At 62.6% G+C, this 18,690-nt stretch carries 19 protein-coding genes; 16 read left to right on the top strand and 3 right to left on the bottom strand.

Features of this window, described 5'->3' with window-relative positions; genetic code table 11:
• The 4 genes from HMPREF3172_RS00900 to HMPREF3172_RS00885 all read left to right on the top strand — a co-directional run.
• A partial coding sequence (locus HMPREF3172_RS00900) for a hypothetical protein (RefSeq protein ID WP_218078917.1) occupies positions 1-653 on the top strand: 653 nt, incomplete at its 5' end.
• 140 nt (positions 654-793) lie between these two features.
• Positions 794-1,441 carry a hypothetical protein gene (locus tag HMPREF3172_RS00895; RefSeq protein ID WP_141741541.1) on the top strand — a complete coding sequence of 216 codons (648 nt, stop codon included), beginning with the start codon at positions 794-796 and terminating at the stop codon, positions 1,439-1,441.
• Positions 1,442-1,687: 246 nt separating this feature from the next.
• On the top strand, positions 1,688-2,764 hold the full coding sequence (gene recA, locus HMPREF3172_RS00890; RefSeq protein WP_061943569.1) for a recombinase RecA: 1,077 nt from the start codon (positions 1,688-1,690) through the stop codon (positions 2,762-2,764).
• Positions 2,757-3,326, top strand: coding sequence for a regulatory protein RecX (locus HMPREF3172_RS00885; protein ID WP_019174898.1), 570 nt, complete (start codon positions 2,757-2,759; stop codon positions 3,324-3,326). Before recA ends, HMPREF3172_RS00885 begins: the two co-directional genes overlap by 8 nt.
• Before the next feature lie 34 nt (positions 3,327-3,360).
• Here the strand turns inward: HMPREF3172_RS00885 and HMPREF3172_RS00880 are convergent, their stop codons facing one another.
• Entirely contained in the window at positions 3,361-4,881 is a 1,521-nt protein-coding gene (locus HMPREF3172_RS00880; protein WP_070514752.1) for a phytoene desaturase family protein, read from the bottom strand.
• An 86-nt stretch (positions 4,882-4,967) separates the two neighbouring features.
• On the opposite strand from HMPREF3172_RS00880, the gene miaB reads away from it, so the two are divergent.
• Genes miaB through dapF form a run of 4 tightly spaced genes read left to right on the top strand, consistent with a single transcriptional unit; the run spans position 4,968 to position 8,930 of the window.
• On the top strand, positions 4,968-6,455 hold the full coding sequence (miaB, locus tag HMPREF3172_RS00875; protein ID WP_070514750.1) for a tRNA (N6-isopentenyl adenosine(37)-C2)-methylthiotransferase MiaB: 1,488 nt from the start codon (positions 4,968-4,970) through the stop codon (positions 6,453-6,455).
• A 47-nt stretch (positions 6,456-6,502) separates the two neighbouring features.
• The gene (locus HMPREF3172_RS00870; RefSeq protein WP_141741540.1) at positions 6,503-7,105 is read left to right on the top strand and encodes a hypothetical protein; all 603 of its coding nucleotides are present in this window, start codon (positions 6,503-6,505) and stop codon (positions 7,103-7,105) included.
• The gene (miaA, locus tag HMPREF3172_RS00865; RefSeq protein WP_070514746.1) at positions 7,102-8,025 is read left to right on the top strand and encodes a tRNA (adenosine(37)-N6)-dimethylallyltransferase MiaA; all 924 of its coding nucleotides are present in this window, start codon (positions 7,102-7,104) and stop codon (positions 8,023-8,025) included. Before HMPREF3172_RS00870 ends, miaA begins: the two co-directional genes overlap by 4 nt.
• On the top strand, positions 8,022-8,930 hold the full coding sequence (gene dapF, locus HMPREF3172_RS00860; RefSeq protein WP_070514744.1) for a diaminopimelate epimerase: 909 nt from the start codon (positions 8,022-8,024) through the stop codon (positions 8,928-8,930). The genes miaA and dapF overlap by 4 nt, the downstream gene beginning before the upstream one ends.
• Before the next feature lie 61 nt (positions 8,931-8,991).
• Here dapF and HMPREF3172_RS00855 read toward each other — a convergent pair whose 3' ends face one another.
• The gene (locus tag HMPREF3172_RS00855; protein ID WP_070424577.1) at positions 8,992-9,609 is read right to left on the bottom strand and encodes a class I SAM-dependent methyltransferase; all 618 of its coding nucleotides are present in this window, start codon (positions 9,607-9,609) and stop codon (positions 8,992-8,994) included.
• Positions 9,610-9,670: 61 nt separating this feature from the next.
• On the opposite strand from HMPREF3172_RS00855, the gene hflX reads away from it, so the two are divergent.
• Both hflX and HMPREF3172_RS00845 read left to right on the top strand, forming a co-directional pair.
• A complete protein-coding gene (hflX, locus tag HMPREF3172_RS00850; RefSeq protein WP_070514742.1) occupies positions 9,671-11,398 on the top strand; it encodes a GTPase HflX in 1,728 nt (575 codons plus the stop codon).
• Positions 11,395-13,362 (top strand): ATP-dependent DNA helicase, encoded by a 1,968-nt coding sequence (locus HMPREF3172_RS00845; protein ID WP_070514740.1) that lies wholly within the window; start codon positions 11,395-11,397, stop codon positions 13,360-13,362. The genes hflX and HMPREF3172_RS00845 overlap by 4 nt, the downstream gene beginning before the upstream one ends.
• Here HMPREF3172_RS00845 and lexA read toward each other — a convergent pair.
• Entirely contained in the window at positions 13,359-14,111 is a 753-nt protein-coding gene (gene lexA / locus HMPREF3172_RS00840; RefSeq protein WP_070424580.1) for a transcriptional repressor LexA, read from the bottom strand. The genes HMPREF3172_RS00845 and lexA overlap by 4 nt on opposite strands.
• A 270-nt stretch (positions 14,112-14,381) precedes the next feature.
• On the opposite strand from lexA, the gene HMPREF3172_RS00835 reads away from it, so the two are divergent.
• Genes HMPREF3172_RS00835 through HMPREF3172_RS00810 form a run of 6 tightly spaced genes read left to right on the top strand, consistent with a single transcriptional unit; the run spans position 14,382 to position 18,208 of the window.
• Positions 14,382-14,714 carry a LysM peptidoglycan-binding domain-containing protein gene (locus tag HMPREF3172_RS00835; protein ID WP_070514738.1) on the top strand — a complete coding sequence of 111 codons (333 nt, stop codon included), beginning with the start codon at positions 14,382-14,384 and terminating at the stop codon, positions 14,712-14,714.
• 54 nt (positions 14,715-14,768) lie between these two features.
• A complete protein-coding gene (gene hisB, locus HMPREF3172_RS00830; protein WP_019174909.1) occupies positions 14,769-15,374 on the top strand; it encodes an imidazoleglycerol-phosphate dehydratase HisB in 606 nt (201 codons plus the stop codon).
• Complete coding sequence (locus tag HMPREF3172_RS00825; protein WP_061943596.1) at positions 15,371-15,967, top strand: hypothetical protein; 597 nt, start codon at positions 15,371-15,373, stop codon at positions 15,965-15,967. The genes hisB and HMPREF3172_RS00825 overlap by 4 nt, the downstream gene beginning before the upstream one ends.
• On the top strand, positions 15,964-16,584 hold the full coding sequence (hisH, locus tag HMPREF3172_RS00820; RefSeq protein WP_070514736.1) for an imidazole glycerol phosphate synthase subunit HisH: 621 nt from the start codon (positions 15,964-15,966) through the stop codon (positions 16,582-16,584). Before HMPREF3172_RS00825 ends, hisH begins: the two co-directional genes overlap by 4 nt.
• Positions 16,585-16,592: 8 nt before the next feature.
• On the top strand, positions 16,593-17,330 hold the full coding sequence (gene priA, locus HMPREF3172_RS00815) for a bifunctional 1-(5-phosphoribosyl)-5-((5-phosphoribosylamino)methylideneamino)imidazole-4-carboxamide isomerase/phosphoribosylanthranilate isomerase PriA (RefSeq protein WP_070427824.1): 738 nt from the start codon (positions 16,593-16,595) through the stop codon (positions 17,328-17,330).
• Complete coding sequence (locus tag HMPREF3172_RS00810) at positions 17,327-18,208, top strand: SseB family protein (RefSeq protein ID WP_070514734.1); 882 nt, start codon at positions 17,327-17,329, stop codon at positions 18,206-18,208. Before priA ends, HMPREF3172_RS00810 begins: the two co-directional genes overlap by 4 nt.
• Positions 18,209-18,690: the final 482 nt, after the last annotated feature.

Genomic DNA, 18,690 nt, shown 5'->3' with positions numbered 1-18,690 from the left:
AGGAATCAATGATGCTTTCTCTGCCTTTGCAGTCCTTGGTTAGCGGCTCTCATGTGCGAAAGATGCGGCGTTTGTTGGCCGCGGTGTGTGTCGGGTGCTTGGCCCTTTCGGGCTGTTCCAGTAGGAGTACCGATCCCGAAAGCGTTGGGGAGTCTGCTTCTGGTTCGCCGTTGGTGGAGTCTGAAAGCCCAATACCGATGGTTCCGGAGTACTCCTTTGTCGAGGGGCTTGAACTTTCCGCTGATGACGTTCAACTGGCTGATGAAGCAGTCATTTTCTTCAACGAGTACATGGCCACGGCCAACCGGGCGTTTAAGGACGGCGGTGATTACTGGGACAAGCTGATCGATTTGTCGTCCGGACAGCTGCGCGAGATTCAAGAGGAGAGTCGTAAAGAAGCTGAAAAGGACGGGCTCGTTGCTAAGAACACTCTGGAGGTCAGCGAGATCCATGTCGGTCTGATCGATAAAGCTAAGGGGCATGTCTTCGTGTCAGCCTGTTTGCATTATGACGAGTGGCGTACTGAGAGAACTAAGAACAAGGAAAGAAGTGAGCCCGGTCCGCGTGCGAAGGCCGGCTTCGACATGCTCAAAAACGGCAGCCGATGGACCGCCGATGAATTATCTAGCGTGGATGCACAGTGCTCTGGTTAAAGCTGCCGGGGATGTTCCAGTGCTACAAGTCGATCCAACCCCGGAGGGCGTTGTCCACAGAACTGTGGTGGGTCTGGTCGCGCGGTTGTTGAATAAATAACTTGGACAGCAGAACACAAAGATGTTGTGAACAGGAATCGATGATGTTTTCTCTGTCTATGCGGTATTTGGCTGGAGATTCGTGCGCGCGGAGGATCCGCTGCGTGGTGGCCGCGGTGTGCATCGGGTGTTTGGTCCTTTCGAGCTGTTCAAGTGGGAGTGCTGATGCTGAAGGCGCCCGGGAGTCTGCTTCTGGTTCGCCGTTTGCTGAACCTGAAGACCCAACTCCGAAGATTCCGGAGTACACGGTTGAAGAAGGGCTTGCGCTTTCCGACGACGACAAACAACTTGCCGACGAGGCAGTTGTCTTCTTCACTGAGTACATGGTTGCCGCGAACCGGGCCTATAAAGACGACGGCGTGTACTGGGACAAATTCCACGGTATGACTGCGGGTGAGTTGCGAGAGGTCCAGGGAGAATCCGAGAAGAAGTTCGATGAAGAAGGTCGTGTGGCCAAGAACGATCTGAAAGCAACAGAGCTTACGGTCGGAAATCTTGAACCATCTACACCCGAAGTTTTCGTGACTGCATGTATGCACTACAAGGAGTGGGAAACAACAGGCGCACAGGGAGAACGCGAAACAAGACAAGGCGTTAACTCTGTCGCAGGTTTTGTCCTGCGGCGGCCCCATGGTGAATGGCGCGTAGTTGAAATAACGAACGTAGACCAGGTTTGCGGTTCAAACTGACCATGTGGATGAGGGCCGTGGCCGAACACTGAGGGCGCGCTGCGCATGTCGTTCATGAGCGGTAGCGCCACGACCATTCGTGTCGCTGAGTCCTGCAGACACGCCGAAGCGCAATATAGAACACGTGTTCGGGTCGATGTATTGTTGTCATGCCGTCGAAAAAGTTATCCACAGCTTTCGGTTCGGCATTTTCTATGTCAGTGCCTCGGTCTACAGTCAGAGCACAACGTCAAATGAGGAGGATCCATGGCAGAAAAGCCAGCATCCCGCACCGCTGAAGAGCGGGCAGCGGAACAGAAGGCCAAAGCTCTCGACTCGGCTCTGGGGCAGATCGACCGTCAGTACGGCAAGGGTGCCGTTATGCGCTTGGGTGACGACCAGCGTCCGCCCATCGAAGCGATTCCCACCGGCTCGCTTGCTCTTGACGTAGCGCTCGGCGTCGGCGGTCTCCCGCGCGGCCGCGTCATCGAAATCTACGGGCCGGAATCATCCGGTAAGACCACCGTCGCTCTCCACGCTGTGGCAAGCGCGCAGAAAGCCGGTGGCATCGCCGCTTTCATCGACGCTGAACACGCACTCGACCCGGTATACGCCAAAGCGCTCGGCGTCGACACCGACAACCTTCTTGTGTCTCAGCCTGACACCGGTGAACAGGCACTCGAAATTGCGGACATGCTCATCCGCTCCGGCGCCCTTGACATCATCGTCATCGACTCCGTTGCAGCTCTTGTTCCCAAGGCTGAAATCGAAGGCGAAATGGGTGACTCCCACGTGGGTCTGCAGGCCCGCCTCATGTCGCAGGCGCTGCGCAAGATTACAGGTGCTCTCGCCAACTCCAAGACCACCGCAATCTTCATCAACCAGCTGCGTGAAAAGGTCGGCGTCTTCTTCGGCTCGCCCGAAGTCACCTCCGGTGGTAAGGCCCTGAAGTTTTACGCTTCCGTGCGCATTGACGTCCGCCGCATCGAAACGCTCAAGGAAGGCGCGGACGCAGTCGGCAACAAGACCCGCGCGAAGGTCGTCAAGAACAAGGTCGCCCCGCCGTTCAAACAGGCCGAATTCGACATCATCTACGGCAAGGGAATTTCCCGCGAAGGCAGCATCATCGACATGGGTGTCGACAACGGAATCATCCGCAAGTCTGGTTCCTGGTTCACCTATGACGGCGACCAGCTGGGCCAGGGTAAGGAGAACGTGCGCCGTTTCCTTGCAGACAACCCGGATCTGCGTGACGAAATCGAACTGAAGATCCTGACCAAGCTGGGCATCGTCGGTTCCGAAGAAGCTGCGGAAGACCAGGAGGAGACTCCGGCCAATGCCTGACACAGTTGGCACTGTTCGCCAGCTGCAGGACCAAATCGACGCGATCTCCGCGGAACACGCCGCGGGGAATCGCGACGACTACCGCATCCCCTCAGACGACCCTGAGTACAAGCGGGCCAAAAAACGGGCACTCAACATCCTCAGTGCCCGCGACCATTCCTCAGCTGAACTGCGCGACAAACTGCTGAAGAAAGAACACCCCGAAGACGTCGTCGACACCCTGATCGACAAACTCACCAACGCGAACCTGCTTGATGACAGGGCCTACGCCCACGGCTACGTGCGCGCCCAACGACAGCGTCGAAGCCTGTCGAAAAAAGCTCTGCGTCTGCAGATGCGCAAAAAGGGTCTGCCTGACGGTGCCGTGGCAGAAGCCCTCGACGACGTCCAAGCGGAAGACGAACACGAACTCGCGTTCTCTGTCGCCATGAAAAAGGCACACAGCACCCGCGGGCTTCCCAGAGAAGTTCGGGAACGCAGAATCCTCGGCATGCTCGCTCGTCGCGGATTCCCCACGGGCATCTGCCTCGACGTCACACGCCGAGCACTCGACGAAGTTTGACGTCGCCGGCTGGGCGTGCGCAGGGGCTAACCACTCAAATGTCAGCTGCCAGACCGGGACTCAAGTTGATGTGCTCGTGTATGCCGAAAGTTTTGCGCAAGACCGTACGCATTGCCTCATAACCGCAAACACCATGCACGCCGGGGCCCGGCACGGCAGCCGCTGAACACAGCGCAACCCGGGCCGTCATCCCATCGACAGTGCGGACCAAACCAAAAGAATAGGGATCCCACGCCAGCCGCGGCCGGGCCACAAGGCGGTAAGCGTCAACACTGCCAGCCGCAATGTCACCGCCTACATAATTCGCGTTGTGCTCACTCATCTTCGATGCCGGAACACAACGCGAAGCAACAACGACATCGCGGAAGCCAGGAGCAAAACGCTCAACCTGTCGGACCACGTGCTCCGTAACGTCAATGGAACACCCCAAGGGCACATGCGCATAGGTCCACAGTGGGCGCAGGCCGCCCACCTCACGCGAAGGATCGGCAACCGTCGGATCACTCGCAAGAACCAGAGGCGACGGCGGCATCACACCTCGGGCGACCGCATGCTGTGATGCAGCGATTTCCGACCACGTGCCACCCAGGTGCACCGTACCGGCCCTCCCGACATTCTGATCACGCCACGGAACAGGGCCCGACAGCACGAAGTCAACCTTGGCAACACCGCTGTCATGCCCCAAAGAGTTCATGCCCCTTTTCACCGAAGCAGGCAGATGCTCGGCAAAGATTTCTGCAGCAGCCTCTGCAGTCGTATCGCACAGATAAGCCCGCGCGGGCGGAAGCTGAGAAGAATCGGAAATATGAGCACCCGTGACAAACGAACCGCCATGGGCCTCAATATCCGCCACAAGAACATCCACAATCGCCTGAGAACCACCTTGTGGAATTGGCCAACCGCCCAAGTGACCCGTCATCGCGAGCATAAGTCCCACACCCGCTGATGACAGCGTTCCAAGCCGCCCAGGGGAGTGGGCGGCCACCCCACCCAACAGCGCACGAGCCCGAGTACCAGAAAACAATCCCGAACCTCCGGTCCGTGCGACCTTGGCCACCGAACCAACAAAGCTCGCGGCTGCAGCGGCACCTCGGGCGTTCAGAACCTCACTCGGCACCCCGCGCTTCGACCCCAGACCCAGTGCAACCACCGCATCGGGGGCTTCAAGCAAAGGCAAGAACAGATCACGCCAACGAGAACCGTCAACACCCAATTCGGCAGCCGTCCGATCCAGGCTGTGCCAGGCAACGGCGGCCGGCTCATCCTCAAGTGGATGCGCGTAGGAGGCTTCCGGCAGAAGCAGATCAACACCTCGGGAAGGCAGATCAAAAGCAACAAAGAAAGGCGAAGCAACAGCGAGCGGATGAACAGCCGAACATACATCGTGCACAACACCATCAGCCAAACCCAGGTCCGCAGTGCGCGCCCCACCGCCGATGGTCGGCTGAGCTTCATACACCACAACCTGCAGGCCGGCGCGGGCCGCCGTCGCAGCAGCCGCCAAACCATTCGGGCCAGAGCCGATGACAACAACGTCAAGATGTGGGCCGCTCATGCTGTGCAGTATTCCACAGCGACAACAGCACCACCGGCCATACGACACTGCAGGACCCACACGCCCAACGGCTAGAATGACGCCTGATGACTGAGGCAACGATGACTGACACAGCAACCGCACACCCGCGCACCTACGAGGTCAAAACCTACGGGTGCCAAATGAACGTGCACGACTCCGAACGACTCTCGGGGCTCCTTGACGACGCCGGATACTCCCCAGCGGATGCCGGCGAACAGGCAGACATCGTCGTCTTCAACACCTGCGCGGTACGCGAAAACGCCGACAACCGGCTCTACGGGAACCTCGGCCGTCTGGCCGAAGTCAAAGAACAGCGCCCCGGCATGCAGATTGCCGTCGGCGGCTGCATGGCGCAGAAAGACCGCGACACCATCATCAAACGCGCCCCCTGGGTCGACGTGGTCTTCGGCACCCACAACATGGGCTCCCTGCCGGTGCTGCTGGAACGGGCCCGCCACAACCAGGAAGCACAAGTCGAGATCAAAGAAAGCCTCGACGTCTTCCCCTCAACCCTGCCCACTCGCCGCGAATCCACCCACTCCGGCTGGGTGTCGATCTCGGTCGGCTGCAACAACACGTGCACCTTCTGCATCGTCCCGGCGCTGCGCGGCAAAGAAAAAGACCGTCGTCCCGGTGACATCCTCGCCGAAGTCGAAGCACTCGCGGCCGAAGGCGTTGTCGAAGTGACCCTGCTGGGTCAGAACGTCAACTCCTACGGCACCGAATTCCGCGACAAGGGCGCATTCGCCAAGCTGCTGCGCGCCGTCGGCCAGGTTCCGGGCATCGAGCGCGTGCGCTTCACCAGCCCACACCCGGCCGCGTTCTCCGACGATGTCATCGACGCCATGGCCGAAACCCCCACCGTCATGCCGCAGCTGCACATGCCCCTGCAGTCCGGATCGGACAAAGTGCTTAAAGACATGCGCCGCTCCTACCGCACCAAACGGTTCATGGGCATCCTCGACAAAGTGCGCAAACGCATCCCGAACGCCGCCATCACCACCGACATCATCGTCGGCTTCCCCGGAGAAACCGAAGAGGACTTCCAGGGCACGATGGACATCGTCGAACAGGCTCGCTTCGCCCAGGCCTTCACCTTCCAGTACTCCATCCGCCCGGGCACCCCGGCGGCTGAAATGGACAACCAGATCCCCAAGGACGTCGTCCAGGAGCGCTTCGAACGTCTGACCGCTCTGCAGGACCGCATCTCCCTGGAAGAGAACCAGGCGCTGGTCGGCACGGAAGCCGAAATCCTCGTGACCGGACTGCCCGATGAGGAACACGGCAGGTTCTCAGGCCGCGCCCGGGACAACCGGCTGGTCCACGTCAAAGCCGACCCGGACACTCCCGTGCGCCCGGGTGACTTCGTCACCACCACCCTGACGGAGGCCAAGCCCTACTTCCTCATCGCGGACGCCCCGTACACACTGCGCACATCCCCGGCCGGTGACGCTTGGGACCTCGCGCAGGCAGACAGCTGCGGTGCAGGCTCGAACTCAGCAGGCCCCGCCGGCCCCACTGTCCTGGGCATGCCGACCATCCGCACACGATGACCTTCCGCGCCGCCGTTGTCCCTGCCGCGCCGGTGTACACGGCCGGCGTGACACGCACCCGGACACCAGCGGAAGACACGCTGCGCCAAGCCATGCTCACAGCGATCGCATGGGCCGCGGGCGAAAGCACAGAAATCGGCATAGACGCTGACACCCCGCTTGTGGGGCTCGGGCCCTACGGCATCGACCGAGGCGTCGACATGCGCACGGGACAACTCCTCACCGGAAACGCGTGGCAGGCCGCGGTCGCTGAACTGCCTGATGAAGCCGCCCGGCAGACTGTCCAAGACGCCTGCGCCCGCGCCGGCTCCGCAGCACTGCTGGCGGTCGAAGCGGGGCTGACCCCCGTCCCACTGGACCGCGCACAAGCCGCACTCATCACCTTCGACTTCTCTGCCACCTCGACCCCAGATGGGCCCCTGGCCCCCGTCGAAGGCGCGCCAGAACACGACCGGGCACTCATGGAGGCCATCCAAGCCAGTCAAGCCCAAGCCCTGACTCACGCTGCACGGGATGCTCGAACCTACGCGTCCAACACCGAGTCGCTGCAGAGACTTCTGAGCGCTCACGGCCAACCTGACGTCCACGTTGACTTCGACGCAGAAACCCTCGGCACTCGCACGGCCGTGTTGCGAATGGAGTTTCCGTGACAGCTCCAGTCCGTCCGGTCATCAACATCGTCGGCGCAACGGCAACCGGTAAATCGGACCTCGCGGTGCGCCTTGCCGAACACTACGGCGGCGAAATCATCAACGCCGATGCCATGCAGTTCTACCGCGGTATGGACATCGGCACCGCCAAAATCACGCCGGCCGAAACCAGGGGAGTGCCACACCACTTGCTCGATGTTCTCGACGTGACCCAAGACGCCAGCGTCAGCGAATTCCAACAGCAGGCTCGCGAACTCATTGCAGATATGCGGTCCCGCGGCGTGCAGCCCATCCTGGTGGGCGGCTCTGGTCTTTACGTGCGTGCGGCAACCGACGTCATGAACTTCCCGGGCACAGATCCCAGTCTGCGCTCGCGTTTGGAGCGGATTGCTGAACTCGACGGTACACGCGATCTCCACGCGCTGCTGACGGAACTCGACCCGGAAGCCGGGGCGAAGATCAAAATCGAAGACTCCCGGCGCATCGTGCGTGCCATGGAAGTCATAGCGCTGACCGGCGAAACCTTCACATCCCACCTGCCCGAATACACCTACGCCATGCCGACGGTGCAGATCGGCCTGCGCATGAACCGTGCCGACCTGCGCGAACGTATCAGCACCCGCGTTCACCGCATGATTGATGACGGCTGGGTTGACGAGGTGCGCGCGCTCATCACCGCGGGAATCGAGGAATCAACAACCGCGGCAGCTGCGATCGGCTACCGTCAGCTGATCGCCTATGTGCGCGGCACCATGACACTCGACGAGGCCACCCAGCAGACCATCATCCGCACCGGTCAGTTCGCCAAACGACAGGAAACCTGGTTCAAACGGGACCCGCGCATCCACTGGCTGGACGCCGACAGTCCAGAGCTTTTTGAACAGGCAGTGAGCATCATCAACAGCCAGGAGGGTGCATGAAACTCACCAAGGGGCACGGAACTGAAAACGATTTCCTCCTGTACGCCGACGACACCGTGAGGCTCGAACCTCACGCAATTGCCGCCGTCTGCGACCGCCGAACCGGCATCGGCGCCGACGGTGTCATCCGCGCTGCGAGTATCGGCTCGATCGACACTCCCGCGGCTCGCGTCGCTGAAGAGGCCGGCGCTCAGTGGTACATGGACTACCGCAATGCGGATGGCTCACCAGCGGAAATGTGCGGCAACGGGGTGCGGGTCTTCACTCATTTCCTACGTGAAACTGGGCTGCAGACCGGGGAGAAGTTCACCATCGGAACAGCTGTCGGCCCCGTAACGGTCGAAACGACCGCAAGTCCTTTCGCCAACGCTGCCGGCTCTGCTCACGCCTCCGACGCAGCCACGTGGTATCGCGTTCGCCTGCCCCGCGGGCCCAAGCCGATTGCCGATGACGCCTTTGCTGCTGTGGCCAACCTCCGCCCGCCCAGGCCCGCGGCGAGTGTCGATATGAAGAACCCGCACACCGTCGTCGCTGTGGCCCAAGCATCTGAGCTTGAGGCTCTTGACCTGCGCAAACCACCCGAGGTCCAGCCCGTGCCGCCGGACGGCACGAACGTCGAATTCATTGTCATCGAACAGTGCCCCGCACCCGAGGTCACTGATCCTCGACTGCAGAAGGCGGGGCACCTGAGTATGCGGGTCTACGAACGAGGTGTCGGGGAGACCCGCGCGTGCGGCACCGGGGCGTGTGCGGCGGCTCTGGCCGCCAGCCACTGGGCTGGGAAGGCGGCACCTCGGGAGTGGCTTGTCACCCAGCCGGGCGGGACAGTGCTCGTCGAGGTGGAGGACGACTATGCGGTCCTGTCCGGGCCCGCTGTTCTTACGGCAGAGGCTTCGCTTCTCTGAGAGCTGTCAGCGCGAGGCCGACGTGGTGTCCGTGCGTCTGAGTTGCTGCCGTGGGCAGTCGTCACTCCGGCGCGACAGCCGAAAGGATCCGGAACCCCTTAGATGATGCGGCGCGTGAAATGGTGAAGCCCTCCGGAAGGTTCTCCTGCATCCACTTCTGCAGCGAGTCTGAGCCGAGGTTTTTGGCTACAACGAGGAGTGCTTCCCCGCCGGGCGTCAGTCGGGGCAGCCAGGTCAGAAGAAGTTCGTGCAGCACGTCTTTGCCCACGCGGATCGGCGGGTTGGACCAAATCGCGTCGAAGCGGACATCGTCTGGGATCTGTTCGGCGGTGACGGGGCGGATCGAGCTGAGCCCCGCCTCGGCGGCGTTCTTCTTCGTCAGTTCGAGTGAGCGTTCGTTGACATCGAGAGCCCAGATGCGGGTGTCCGTCCCGGCGTCACGGGCGGCGAGACCGGCGTGCAGCGCGATCGGACCCCAGCCGCACCCCATGTCCAGCAGGTTGCCGGCGGGCACCTCGGGCAGGCGGTCCAGAAGGACCGCGGTGCCCTTGTCCACGCGGCCGGGCGAGAACACGCCGGCGTCCGTTGTGACTGTCAGGTCGTGACCGGCCAGGCGCACCTCAAGTGGGCGCGGACGTGACTGTGCGTTTGGGGCGGAAGAAAAGTAGTGCTCGCTCACGGCATCCAAGCCTACGCGCTCGCGGCACCGAAAACTGCGCCCTGTGGGACAATGGGCCGCAATGCGAGAAGAAGACGAACTTTCAACCCCCGGCACCTCGGGTGAGGCCCGCGGCACCTCGGGTTCCGACGAAACCCGCCCCGGCACCTCGGGCAAGACCCCCGGCTCCCCGAAAACAGAGCCCACCCGCGAAGACGACATCATCAACCGCGTCCTGTCGCGGGCTGACTCATCGCTCACGGCAGCGGAGCTTGCCGCTGATGACGACACCAACTTCGACGTCCAGGAACGTGCCGCGCTGCGTCGCGTGGCTGGCCTGTCGACGGAACTTGAAGACGTCACGGAAGTCGAATACCGCGACGTCCGCCTGGAGAACGTGGTGCTCGCCGGGGTGTACACGGAAGGCACGGCCGAAGCCGCCGAAGACTCTCTGCGCGAACTCGCAGCACTCGCCGAAACTGCCGGCTCAACTGTCCTCGACGGTGTCATCCAGCGACGCGACACTCCGGACCCTGCCACCTACTTAGGCCGCGGCAAGGCACGCGAACTCGCCGAAATCGTAAATGCCGTCGGCGCTGACACCGTCATCTTCGACTCCGAACTTGCACCGTCCCAGCGCCGTGCACTGGAAGACGTCGTCAAGGTCAAGGTCGTCGACCGGGTGGCACTCATCCTCGACATCTTCGCCCAGCACGCCAAAAGCCGCGAAGGCAAGGCGCAGGTCGAACTCGCACAGTTGGAATACCTGCTGCCGCGTCTGCGTGGTTGGGGTGAATCCATGTCGCGTCAGGCCGGTGGTCAGGTGGCCGGCGGTGCCGGAATCGGTTCGCGCGGTCCCGGTGAAACCCAGATCGAACTCGACCGCCGCCGCATCCGCAAGCGCATGGCGAAGCTGCGCCGCGACATCGCCAAGATGACGCCGGCCCGCGAGGTCAAACGCTCCTCCCGCAAACGCAACCGCATCCCCTCGGTCGCGATCGTCGGCTACACCAACGCCGGCAAATCGAGCCTGCTCAACCGTCTGACGGACGCCGGGGTCATGGTGCAGAACGTCCTGTTCGCCACCCTCGACCCGACCGTCCGAGCCGCCGAGGCCGAAGACGGCCGCACTTACACCTTGACCGACACGGTCGGCTTCGTGCGCAATCTGCCGCACCAGCTGGTCGAAGCGTTCCGCTCCAGCCTGGAAGAAGCCGGGCAGGCCGATGTTCTGCTCCACGTGGTCGACGGTTCGCACCCCGACCCGGAAGGGCAGATCGCAGCCGTTCACGACGTCCTCGCCGATGTCGTCGACCCCTCCGTACCCGAACTCATCGTCATCAACAAGGCCGACATCGCCGAACCCGATGCCGTCGCCCGCCTCATGCGCCGCCACCCCGGCGCCGTGGCAGTCTCCGCGCACACCGGTGAGGGCCTCGACATTCTGCGCACCACCATCGCAGAAGCGCTCCCACACCCCGAATACGAACTCACCGCTCTCATTCCCTACAACCGCGGCGACCTGCTCTCGGCTGTGCACGAAGACGGCGAAATCGAGCGCATCGAACACATTGACGAGGGCACCGTCGTCCACGCTTTCGTCAACGGCGACCTCGCCGCCCAGCTCGAACCCTTCCGCCGGCCCGACATGTATGCCGGTGCCAGACCAGCCGAGGACAGCACCCCGGTGCAGGTGCCCGACTCACCTGAGTCCACCTCGTACGAGGTGCCGACCCCCGATGCCGAGACCACCTCGCCTGACCGTGTCTCACCTGACTTGGGTGATGATCCGGCGGGGGCCCGCGAGTGAAGGACGTCGCGGGACTGCTGGAGAAGGCCGTCGCCGCACTCAACGGCAGCCCCCGCGAGGGTCAGCAGCAGATGGCCGAAGCCGTGAACTCGGCTTTGGAAAGCGAAACGCACCTGCTGGTGCAGGCAGGAACCGGAACGGGTAAGTCGCTGGGCTACCTCGTGCCCGCGGTGCGCTACGCCGTCGGCTCCGGTGAGCGCGTCATCGTCTCCACCGCAACGCTGGCGCTGCAGGCGCAGATCGTCGACCGCGACATCCCGCGCTTGGCCAAAGCCCTGCGCGAAGACTTAGGCCGCCGGCCGAGCGCGGCCGTTCTCAAGGGGCGGCGGAACTACCTGTGCAAACACAAACTCGCCGGGGGATACCCGGATGACGAGGCGGGGCTCCTGTTCGACATGGGAGCCGACGATGCGGCACACCGGGGCGGATCCATGAGCGCCCTGGAATCCGAGATCGCCCGCATTCGATCATGGGAACAGTCCACCGACACGGGCGACCGCGATGATCTGGTGCCGGGAGTCTCCGACCGCACATGGTCGCACGTGTCCGTCAACGCCTATGACTGCCTGGGCCAGAAATGCCCCATGGTCGAAGAGTGCTGGGCGGAACTGGCCCGGACAAAGGCCTCGGGTGCGGACGTCGTCGTCACCAACCACGCCCTGCTGGCGATCGACGCCTTCGGCGAAAACTCGGTGCTGCCGTCGCACTCGGCAGTCATCATCGACGAAGCCCACGAACTGCGCGACCGCGTGACATCTGCTCTGACCGGCAGCCTGACGGACGCGATGCTCTCAGCCGCGCACTCGGCAGCCAGAAAACACACCGGCGCAACACCGGCAGCGCTGAGTGACTTCGATACCGCGCGCACCTCGTTTTCGGATGCGCTCGACCAGGCCGAAGCCGGTCTGCTGCGGATGTGGCCGGAACCTCTGCAGGACGCGGTCGTCGCTCTGCGCGACAGCGCTCGCACGCTGCTGAGCGCATGCGGTGACGCAGAACGCGGCAAAGAGGCAGACTCCGGCCTGACAGTGGCGCGCGCTCGCATTCAGGAGGTTTTCGACCTCGCGGAGCGCATGACCGACGGCAGCGCCAACGACGTCGTCTGGGTCAGCCGGAATGCTTTCCGCGGCACGGAAACCGTCAGCCTCGTCATCGCCCCGCTGTCGGTTGCCGGCACCATGCGCCGCGGCCTGTTCGAAGAGGCGACCGTCGTCGCAACCTCAGCAACCCTGGCTCTTGGCGGTCGTTTTGAACCGGTCGCCGCCTCTCTTGGTCTGGAGGGCCCCGACAGTCCGCGCTACGACAGTCTCGACGTGGGCTCACCCTTCGACTACCCCAAACAGGGCATCCTCTACGTTGCCGGCCATCTGCCCAAGCCCGGCCGCGGGGGCCTCAACGTCGAACAGCTTGAAGAGCTGCGGGAACTCATCGAAGCCTCCCGCGGGGGAGCGCTCGGGCTGTTCTCATCGAAGGCCGCAGCCGAACAAGCCGCGGAATACATGCGTGAGAACACTGATCTGCCGATCCTGCTGCAGGGCGAAGACGGCCTGGGCAGCCTCGTACGGTCCTTCAGCTCCGATGCTGAGTCGAGCCTGTTCGGCACCATCTCCCTGTGGCAGGGAGTGGACGTGCCCGGGGACGCCTGCCGCCTTGTACTGATCGACAGGATTCCCTTTCCCCGTCCTGACGATCCGCTGGCCACTGCGCGGACGGAAGCCGCCGCCCGCCGAGGTGCCAACGGCTTCATGGCCGTCTCCGCAACTCACGCTGCCCTCAAGTTGGCGCAGGGGGCCGGGAGGCTTATTCGCTCAACTTCCGACCGCGGAGTTGTTGCGGTGCTCGATTCGCGACTGCGCACGGCCCGCTACGCGAACTTCCTCATGGCGACCTTGCCGCCCATGTGGACGACAGAAAGCCCCGCGGTGGTCCGCGGGGCTCTCGAAAGACTCAAACCGGAAGACTAGACGCGGCGGATGACGGCCGTTACGACGCCCATGATGGTGGCAAAGGTGCCGTCAATGGGTTCGTAGTCCGGGTTCTGCGGCAGCAGCCACTGCTTGCCGTCCTTGCGCTTGAGCGTTTTGACCGTTGCTTCGTCGTCCAGTAGGGCTGCGACGATTTCGCCGTTCTCGGCGGTCGGCTGACTGCGCACAACCACCCAGTCGCCGTGGCAGATGGCCGCATCGATCATCGAATCGCCGACCACGTTGAGCAGGAACAGGTTGTCACCGGCGCCGACAACCTGGCGAGGCAGGACGAAAACGTCGTCCACATTCTGTTCGGCCGTGATGGGGCCGCCGGCGGCAATGCGACCGACCACGGGAATGGCGGCGGCGTTCGCCGATGTGTCCGCTGCCGGCGTTTCAACGACCTCAGCCGGATTGACTACCTCGATTGCGCGCGGACGTTTGGGGTCGCGGCGCAGATAGCCGAGCTTTTCGAGCTGGTTGAGCTGGTGCGCAACAGACGAAAGGGAAGCAAGGCCGACGGCCTTGCCGATCTCACGCATGCTCGGGGGATATCCGTTGCTGTGCACGGACGCCTCGATCGTCTCGAGCACCTGACGCTGGCGGGCCGACAGCGAACGGTCGTCCGCGGCAGCTGAAGCGACCGGCAGGGGAGACTCGCTGTCACGGCGCTTGCGGAACGAGCTGACCTCCTTGGCCACTTCGGTGTCACGTGGGCGGCCGCGAGTGCGACGCGACTGTGTCATGACTCAGTCCTCTCGCCCCGAACCCCTGACATTACTGCAGGTCAGAAGCTTGGAGCCGGTTATGTCAGTGCCTCGTGGGAAGCTCTGAACAGTGGAAATCGGATGCAGTGTTCGAATCCATTTTCACATAGATGTTCGACAAACATTGGATTGTGTTCTAATGTGTGTCTTAGAACATCAGTTCGAATAATGCGAATGGCCGTGGGGCAAGCGGCCGTACGCCACATCGCATTGTCGGGGCCGAAGGCTCTGGCTGTGTTAGGAGGAAGAATGCACACGCTCGCTCGCGCACCGCACCGTTCGGTAAGGGAAGGCCGGATCTTTTGGGTGCGGCGCATGGCGGCTCTCGCTGTCATCGCTGCGGTAGCTCTGTGCGCCGTCCTCTTCATCCGGTCAGAGGCTTCGGCCTCGAATGCGGAACCGCTCTATGCGGAAGACACCCAGATGGTCATCGTCGAAGAAGGCCAGTCACTGTGGGAAATCGCCCGTGACTCCGCTGGTGGGGAAGACGTTCGTGACGTTCTGACCGCCATCGTCGACATGAACGGTCTGGACTCTTCCACGGTTCACCCTGGCCAGCGCATCCTCGTTCCCTCCCGATAGGATTGGCCTGACCGCGCCGCGCGGTCAGCAGCAGCCGAATGGAAACGAGGATTGATGGCCCAGAGGATCGGGACGGCGTCACGTCACACCAGTGAATCCAAGGTCGACGTCACAATTGATCTCGACGGAACAGGGAAATCCGACATCTCAACCGGAGTCCCTTTCTACGACCACATGCTTGACGCGCTGGCTCGCCACTCCCTGTGCGATCTGACGGTCAAAGCCGAAGGCGACATCGAAATCGATGTTCACCACACGGTCGAAGACACCGCCATCACCATCGGCTGGGCACTGAAAGACGCTGTCGGAGACAAAGCGGGCATCCGCCGCTACGGCGATGCGGCAGTTCCTTTGGATGAAGCACTCGCGCAGGCTGTCGTCGACATCAGCGGCCGCCCGTACTTCGTTCACACCGGCGAACCCGAAGGCTTCCAGTACGCCATGATCGGCGGACACTTCACGGGCTCCATGGTCAGCCACGCTCTTGAATCTCTTTCCATCAACGCGGGCCTGACCGTCCACCTCACACTTGTTGCCGGTCGGGACCCCCACCACATTGCAGAAGCTGAATTCAAGGCCTTTGCTCGCGCTCTGCGCATGGCGCTTGAAGCCGACCCGCGCACTGGTGGAGCTATTCCCTCCACCAAGGGGGCCCTGTGAACACAGCACTCGTAGTCACACCCTTCGGCGACCCCAAACAGCTTGCAGCCGCTTGCGTGTTGAGCGATATTCGCGGTTCTGTCGTGCCCGTCGGCGGCTTTTCGGCCATTGTTCTTGACGACGCCAGCCGCGAACACGCCACCGAAGTCACCCAGAAGCTGTCGAAGATGGCTGGCCGCTACGAAGTTCTTCTGCTCGTCCGTGAAGACGACGCCATCGCCTCCGGCCACTACCGCGGGGGCAAGCGCCAGTCAGAAGTTCCGGCGGGTCTGGCCCTGCAGAACCTCCCCGAAGACGTCGAGCGTCTGCTTCTGGGGCAGGCAGATCCCGCTGACATCGAAGGCGCGCAGCACACGGCTGATATCAGCAAGATGCAGGCAAGCGCACTGACTATGACGGGCGCTCGTGCCGCAATTGCGCGCACCGCAATCGTCTGGATGATCGTCGCCGCAGTTGCATTCGTCGCACTGGTCATCGGCGCTGTTGTTGCTCTCAGCGGCCCTTGGTACATGTGGATCGCCACCGCGCTGGCGGCCGGTGTCTTCGGCGTGAGCCTGTTCCGCATCAACAAGCTGCTGGGGCGCAGAAAATGACCACCGTTGCGGTTCTCGACGCCGGATCGGGCAATGTGCGCTCCGCAGTTCGGGCGCTTGAAGCCGCCGGCGCGCAGGTCCATCTGACCGCACAGCCGCAGTACCTGCTGGCGGCAGACGGCCTCGTCGTCCCGGGCGTTGGCGCTTTTGCGTCGGTTATGGACGAACTGCGCGCAGTCGGAGCTCCGGCCATCATTGCCGACAGGATCGAACGCGGAATGCCGGTATTGGGCATCTGCGTGGGCCTGCAGATCATGTTCGAGCAGGGTACCGAACACGGAGTGACCGCAGAAGGCCTTGGCCTGTGGAACGGCTCCGTCACCAAGCTTTCAGCCCCCGTTGTTCCCCACATGGGGTGGACCACGGTGCAGCCGCCAGCAGGTTCGCTGCTGTTCAATGGAATCACCGACGAGCACTTCTACTTCGTCCACTCCTATGCGGCGCACACAGCACCCAGCACAGGGGAGGCGACGTATGCCGAACACGGTGAAAAGTTCATAGCCGCTGTTGAGGACGGGCCGCTCAGCGCGGTGCAGTTCCACCCAGAAAAGTCCGGTCGGGCAGGTCTGAAGCTCCTTGCCAATTGGATTGACAGCCTCGACGCTTCCCACATATAGGAGAACCAGTGACTGAAGCAGACCGCCTTGTGCTCTTTCCCGCAGTCGACATCGTCGACGGCAAAGCCGTTCGCCTACACCAAGGTGAAGCCGGAACCGAAACCGATTACGGTCAGCCGCTGGAAAACGCGCTGAAGTTCCAAGAAGCCGGAGCGGAATGGCTCCACCTCGTCGACCTTGACGCTGCTTTCGGCCGCGGTGACAACCGGGCCATCATCAAGGATCTCATCGCCTCTGTCGACCTCAAGGTCGAACTCTCCGGTGGTATTCGCGATACTGCGGCACTCGAAGCCGCCCTCGAAATCGGTGCAGCTCGCGTCAACATCGGTACGGCAGCTATCGAAAACCCCGAATGGACGGCCGACATCATCCGTCAACACGGTGACGCCGTTGCAGTCGGGCTTGACGTTCGCGGCGAAATGCTTGCCGGCCGGGGCTGGACGAAGGAAGGCCGCAGCCTGTGGGATGTCATCGACGAGCTCCAGGCCGCCGGATGCTCGCGCTACGTTGTCACCGACATCAACACCGACGGTACTCTCAGCGGTCCCAACACGGAGCTTCTGCAGAAGATTGCAAGCACCACCGGCACACCGGTCACCGCTTCCGGTGGGATCTCGTCGCTTGATGACCTCGCTGCTCTGCGCAAGCTCGTACCCGCTGGTGTTGACTCCGCCATCATCGGCAAGGCTCTCTACGCCGGCCGATTCACCATGAGTGAAGCACTCGAGGTCGCTGGCCGCCCATGACAAACGGCACGCCCGACCAGCCCCAGCTGCCCGAACACCTCAAGGGCATGTTCGGCAGCGCTGCGAGCCCAGACGGTTCTGCGTCGCCTGACGGTCAGGTTGGCTCTGGGGGAGAGGGCAGCCAGGCCGACTCTGCCGGGGCAGGAAATCAGACTGACTCCGCGGGAACCGCGTGGAAGGGCCGCGAGCTCAAACCCAACCCCTTCTCTGGCGATACCGGTGAAGCTGACCCGCGGGTGACGGCGGCGCTTGAAGCCGCCACGGCCAATCCTTTTGACCCTGCCGCCCACATCGGGGTAGTCGAGGCGCTGAAGAACTCGCGTGTTTATGCGCCGATTCTTCCCGAGGCTCTCAGCAAATCTGTGGGCGAACACGGGCTCATGGTCGACAACAGCTCGGACATGGCTATGGTGCGCCTCTCATCGGAAGACGGCCGCGAGGCCACGCCCTGCTTCACTGCGATTCCCCTTCTGACTCAGTGGGGGACTCAGGCAAGGCCTGTGCCGATCGAAGCTGAGCGGCTGGGCTTGGGTGCTGTTGATGAAGGCTCGCAGCTGGTCATCGTCGATCCGGGCAGTGATCACGCGTTTCTCCTGCGCAGGCCGGCCCTGTGGGCTTTTGTGCAGGGACACGATTGGACGCCTTCGTGGGCCGACAGAGAAGTCGCGCAGGCAATCGGGGACACCGCGGCGCAGTTTTCGTGGATTGCTTCCGTTGGCGCAGGTCCTGGCAGCAAAAGGATCGTGACGGGCGGGCCCGAACTGGCTATTGTTCTCACCCTCGAAGGCGAACCTGACTTCAGTGCTTTCCAAGCCCGTCTGGCCGAGCACTCCGTCATCGTCGACCGCGTCGACTCCCTGACCATCACGGTCCGCTGAGCATTACGCTGCGCTGGGTCCGCGGGCATTACCTGCGTCGTCATGTGAGGCCCACCCACGCTTTAGCAACAAAAACTCCCGTTAGCAGTTGTTGCTAAGGCGCGGATTCCGGCTAAGCGGTGTCTGTGGGCGGCTAAGCCGCAGATTCCGGCTAAGCGGTGTTTGTGTGCGGCTAAGGCGCAGATTCCGGCTAACGGGTGTTTTCGCGCTGCAGGTTGCGGGCAGTCCTTTGGCATGGCACACGAGGTGCCGCCCGGGCTGGCTTCGAGCGTCTACCTTGTTCTGCGGCTTGCGGCAGAGCCCTGCACCTGCGCCCACGCTTTAGCAAGAAAAACTCCCGTTAGCAGTTGCGGCTAAGGCGCGGATTCCGGCTAAGCGGTGTCTGTGGGCGGCTAAGCCGCGGATTCCGGCTAAGCGGTGTTTGTGTGCGGCTAAGCCGCAGATTCCGGCTAAGCGGTGTTTGTGTGCGGCTAAGGCGCAGA

It is taken from the genome of Brevibacterium sp. HMSC08F02 (assembly GCF_001807555.1).
GTDB classification, from domain to species: Bacteria; Actinomycetota; Actinomycetes; order Actinomycetales; family Brevibacteriaceae; genus Brevibacterium; species Brevibacterium ravenspurgense.
This window is presented reverse-complemented; position numbering and strand designations above follow the sequence as displayed.

What these genes read in the sequence shown, in the direction of transcription:
- hisH (WP_070514736.1), top strand. Translation starts at nt 15,964, where the DNA reads ATGACCACCGTTGCGGTTCTCGACGCCGGATCGGGCAATGTGCGCTCC.
- HMPREF3172_RS00885 (WP_019174898.1), top strand. Translation starts at nt 2,757, where the DNA reads ATGCCTGACACAGTTGGCACTGTTCGCCAGCTGCAGGACCAAATCGAC.
- dapF (WP_070514744.1), top strand. Translation starts at nt 8,022, where the DNA reads ATGAAACTCACCAAGGGGCACGGAACTGAAAACGATTTCCTCCTGTAC.
- recA (WP_061943569.1), top strand. Translation starts at nt 1,688, where the DNA reads ATGGCAGAAAAGCCAGCATCCCGCACCGCTGAAGAGCGGGCAGCGGAA.
- HMPREF3172_RS00895 (WP_141741541.1), top strand. Translation starts at nt 794, where the DNA reads ATGATGTTTTCTCTGTCTATGCGGTATTTGGCTGGAGATTCGTGCGCG.
- HMPREF3172_RS00880 (WP_070514752.1), bottom strand. Translation starts at nt 4,881, where the DNA reads ATGAGCGGCCCACATCTTGACGTTGTTGTCATCGGCTCTGGCCCGAAT.
- HMPREF3172_RS00810 (WP_070514734.1), top strand. Translation starts at nt 17,327, where the DNA reads ATGACAAACGGCACGCCCGACCAGCCCCAGCTGCCCGAACACCTCAAG.
- miaB (WP_070514750.1), top strand. Translation starts at nt 4,968, where the DNA reads ATGACTGAGGCAACGATGACTGACACAGCAACCGCACACCCGCGCACC.
- hflX (WP_070514742.1), top strand. Translation starts at nt 9,671, where the DNA reads ATGCGAGAAGAAGACGAACTTTCAACCCCCGGCACCTCGGGTGAGGCC.
- HMPREF3172_RS00835 (WP_070514738.1), top strand. Translation starts at nt 14,382, where the DNA reads ATGCACACGCTCGCTCGCGCACCGCACCGTTCGGTAAGGGAAGGCCGG.
- hisB (WP_019174909.1), top strand. Translation starts at nt 14,769, where the DNA reads ATGGCCCAGAGGATCGGGACGGCGTCACGTCACACCAGTGAATCCAAG.
- lexA (WP_070424580.1), bottom strand. Translation starts at nt 14,111, where the DNA reads ATGACACAGTCGCGTCGCACTCGCGGCCGCCCACGTGACACCGAAGTG.